Origin of the sequence: Streptomyces griseorubiginosus, assembly GCF_017614965.1 — a bacterium.
Taxonomy (GTDB): Bacteria; Actinomycetota; Actinomycetes; order Streptomycetales; family Streptomycetaceae; genus Streptomyces; species Streptomyces griseorubiginosus_B.
In genome coordinates, this window is the sequence record NZ_WVUG01000536.1 from 1 (window position 1) to 2,992 (window position 2,992).

Annotated in this window: 4 protein-coding genes; 2 read left to right on the forward strand and 2 right to left on the reverse strand. The window is 72.5% G+C overall.

Annotation, left to right across the window (positions count from 1 at the left end; all coding sequences use genetic code 11):
• Positions 1-801, forward strand: an 801-nt coding sequence (locus GRC12_RS43235; protein ID WP_208785915.1) for a DMT family transporter, incomplete at its 5' end; no start/stop codon positions are given.
• A gap of 93 nt (positions 802-894) precedes the next feature.
• Entirely contained in the window at positions 895-1,170 is a 276-nt protein-coding gene (locus GRC12_RS43240) for a DUF1876 domain-containing protein (protein ID WP_208785916.1), read from the forward strand.
• 43 nt (positions 1,171-1,213) lie between these two features.
• Here GRC12_RS43240 and GRC12_RS43245 read toward each other — a convergent pair whose 3' ends face one another.
• The gene (locus GRC12_RS43245) at positions 1,214-2,380 is read right to left on the reverse strand and encodes a serine hydrolase domain-containing protein (RefSeq protein WP_208785917.1); all 1,167 of its coding nucleotides are present in this window, start codon (positions 2,378-2,380) and stop codon (positions 1,214-1,216) included.
• 74 nt (positions 2,381-2,454) lie between these two features.
• Positions 2,455-2,913: an organic hydroperoxide resistance protein gene (locus tag GRC12_RS43250; RefSeq protein WP_208785918.1), complete on the reverse strand. Its 459-nt coding sequence runs from the start codon at positions 2,911-2,913 to the stop codon at positions 2,455-2,457.
• Between the last annotated feature and the right edge of the window lie 79 nt (positions 2,914-2,992).

A 2,992-nucleotide genomic window follows, 5' to 3' on the forward strand; every position in this document is an offset into this window, starting at 1 on the left:
CACGCCAGCTGGAACGCGATCGCCCACCGCATCACCGACAAGCTGGTCGGCTTCACCCTGATCGCGGGCGGCGGATCGCTGATCGGGCTGGCGATGATGCCGTTCGTCCCGGTCCCGGCGGCAGCCGCCTGGCCCTACCTGGCCGTCTCGGCCGCCATCCACCTCGCCTACTACATGCTGCTGATGAAGTCCTTCCGCCTCGGCGACTTCGGCCAGGCGTACCCGATCGCCCGCGGCACCGCGCCCCTGGTGGTCACGCTGCTCGCGGCCGTCTTCGCGCACGAGGTGCCGGACGGCTGGGCCGCGGCCGGCGTCGCCCTCTCCAGCGCGGGCCTGACCGGGGTCGCCCTGTGGGGCCTGCGCGGCAGCCGGCCCAACTGGGCGGCGATCGGCGCGGCCCTCGCGACCGGTCTGACCATCGCCGGGTACACGGTCGTCGACGGCCTCGGCGTCCGCGCCTCCGGCTCCTCCCTCGGTTACATCGCCTGGCTGATGGCGGTGGAGGGCGTGGCGATCCCGGCGTACGCCCTGTACCGCTGGCGGGATCAGTTCACCACCGTCCTACGGCCGTTCGCCGCCGTCGGCCTCCTCGGCGCCGCGCTGTCCGTCCTCGCGTACGGGCTGGTCCTGTGGGCCCAGACGAAGGCGGAACTGGCCCCGATCGCGGCCCTGCGCGAGTCGTCGATCATCGTGGGCGCCGCCATCGGCGCGGTGTTCTTCAAGGAACGCTTCGGTGCGCCCCGGGTGGCGGCGGCGGTGCTGCTGGTGGCGGGGATCGGGTTGATGCTGCGGGCCGGTTAGCGGGGGAGCGGTGCCGGCGGGGAATGGCGGAGTGTGGTGCGTTCGGGCCCCGCGAGGAGCACTCTGGTAGCAGGTGTTCCGGAGGTGATCGTCATGATGCACACCACTGTGGGATGGCATGTCGAGCTGGAGTTCCGGGAGGACGGTCTGCACACCGAGGCGGTCGCGCTGGTCCGGCTGCCGGACGGGAGCGAGGTACGGGCCCACGGACACGCGACCCGCCACCACACCGACTCCCATCAACCGAGGGTGGGTGAGGAGATCGCCGGCGCGCGGGCGTTGAACGAGATCGCGATGCAGCTGCTGACCAAGGCGCACGGGGAGATCGACTCGGCTTCGGGGCGGACGTCGCATCCGATCCATGTGTGAGGGGCGATGTGTGACGGCTCGCCGGCCGTGAGCTTCCTGGCCCCTACGCCGTTACGACGTCCCGTACCGCCCGTACCAGCGCCTGCGCCCTGGGGTCGGCCGTCACGCTCTTCCTGAAGCCGTTGGTCACATAGCCGAAGGCGATGCCGGTCTCCGGGTCGACGAAGCCGAGGGCGCCGCCGCGGCCGGGGTGACCGAAGGAGGAGGGGGTCAGGAGCGGGGACGCGGCGCCGTGCAGCATGTAGCCGAGGCCGAAGCGGGTGTTCACGACCAGCACACGGTCGGGCCCGGCGCTGCGCGCGGCGCGGGCGAGTTCCGTCGTCTCCGGGGTGAACAGCCGTGTGCCGCCGTCCACTTCACCGGTCAGCGACGCGTAGAAACGGGCCAGCCCCTCCGCCGTCGCGATGCCGTTGGAGGCGGGGAGGGCGGCGGCGCGGTAGGCGGGGTCGTTCTCGTCGGGGAGCGGGGTGATGGCGGCGAAGGCGCGGCGTGTCAGGGAGTCGGGGTCGGCGTAGGCGTCGGCGACGGCCCGCTTGGGGCGGGTCCGCAGCACACCGGACGCTTCGGCAGGGGGCTGGGCCTCGCCCACGCGGCCCACCCTGGCCTCCTCACCGGCGGGCAGGCCGAGCCAGAGGTCCGCGCCGACCGGGCCCGCGATCTCGGCGGCGATCCACTCGCCGATCTCCCGGCCGGTGACCCGCCGCACCAGCTCACCGGTCAGCCAGCTGTACGTCTGCGCGTGATAGCCGTGCTCTGCCCCCGGCTCCCACACCGGCGCCTGCGCCGCGACCGCCTCCGCGCCGAGCGCCGGGTCCGCGGCCTGGGCGGGCGTCAGCGGGCGGTCCAGCACGGGAACGCCGGCCCGGTGCGCCAGAAGGTGCCACACACGCGTGCGCTCCTTCCCGGCGGCCTTGAACTCCGGCCAGTACTCCCCGACGGGCGCGTCCAGGTCCAGCTCTCCGCGCTGGCGCAGCAGCAGGAGTACGGCGGCGGCGACGCCCTTGGTCGCCGAGCGCACGATCTGCGCGGTGCCGTGCTCCCACGGCTCGACGCCGTCGACGTCCTTCGTGCCGCCCCACAGGTCGACGACCTTGTGCCCGTCCCGGTACACGGCCACCGCCGCGCCCCGGTCCCCGAGCACCTCGAAGTTCCGGACGAAGGCGTCCCGGACCGGCTCGAAGCCCTCGGCGACCGCGCCGTTCACGTCCACGCCCGCACTCTCCTCCGGATCACCTGCGACTGTGGGGTCAACGCTCCCGCACAGCCTGCGATTCCCGGGTGTCGCTACCCCAACAGGATCGTTACGTCGATGTTGCCGCGCGTCGCGTTCGAGTACGGGCACACCTCGTGCGCCGCGTCCACCAGCTTCGCGGCGATGTCGGGGTCCAGGACGGGCAGCGAGACGCTGAGGGCGACCGCGAGGCCGTAGCCGCGGTGCTTGTTCGGGCCGATGCCGACCTTCGCGGCGACGGTCGAACCGGTCAGGTCGTAGCCCTCGCGGTTGCCGACGAGGATCAGCGCGTTGTGGAAGCAGGAGCTGTAGCCGGCCGCGAAGAGCTGTTCGGGGTTGGTGCCGTTGCCGTCCCCGCCGAGCTGCGGCGGCATCGCGACCTTCAGCTCGATCTGGCCGTCCTGACTGGTGACATAGCCGTCCCGGCCGCCGTGCGCGGTCGCCTCGGCGACGTACATGATCTTCGTCGGACGGGTGTCGACGGCTGTGCCGACGGCGGTGTCGTCACTCATGGCTGGCCCCCCACATCAAGTGCACGCGAGTACATCGTGCACAAGGTACTGGCCGGTAGGTCGGGGGTGGGTTACCGGG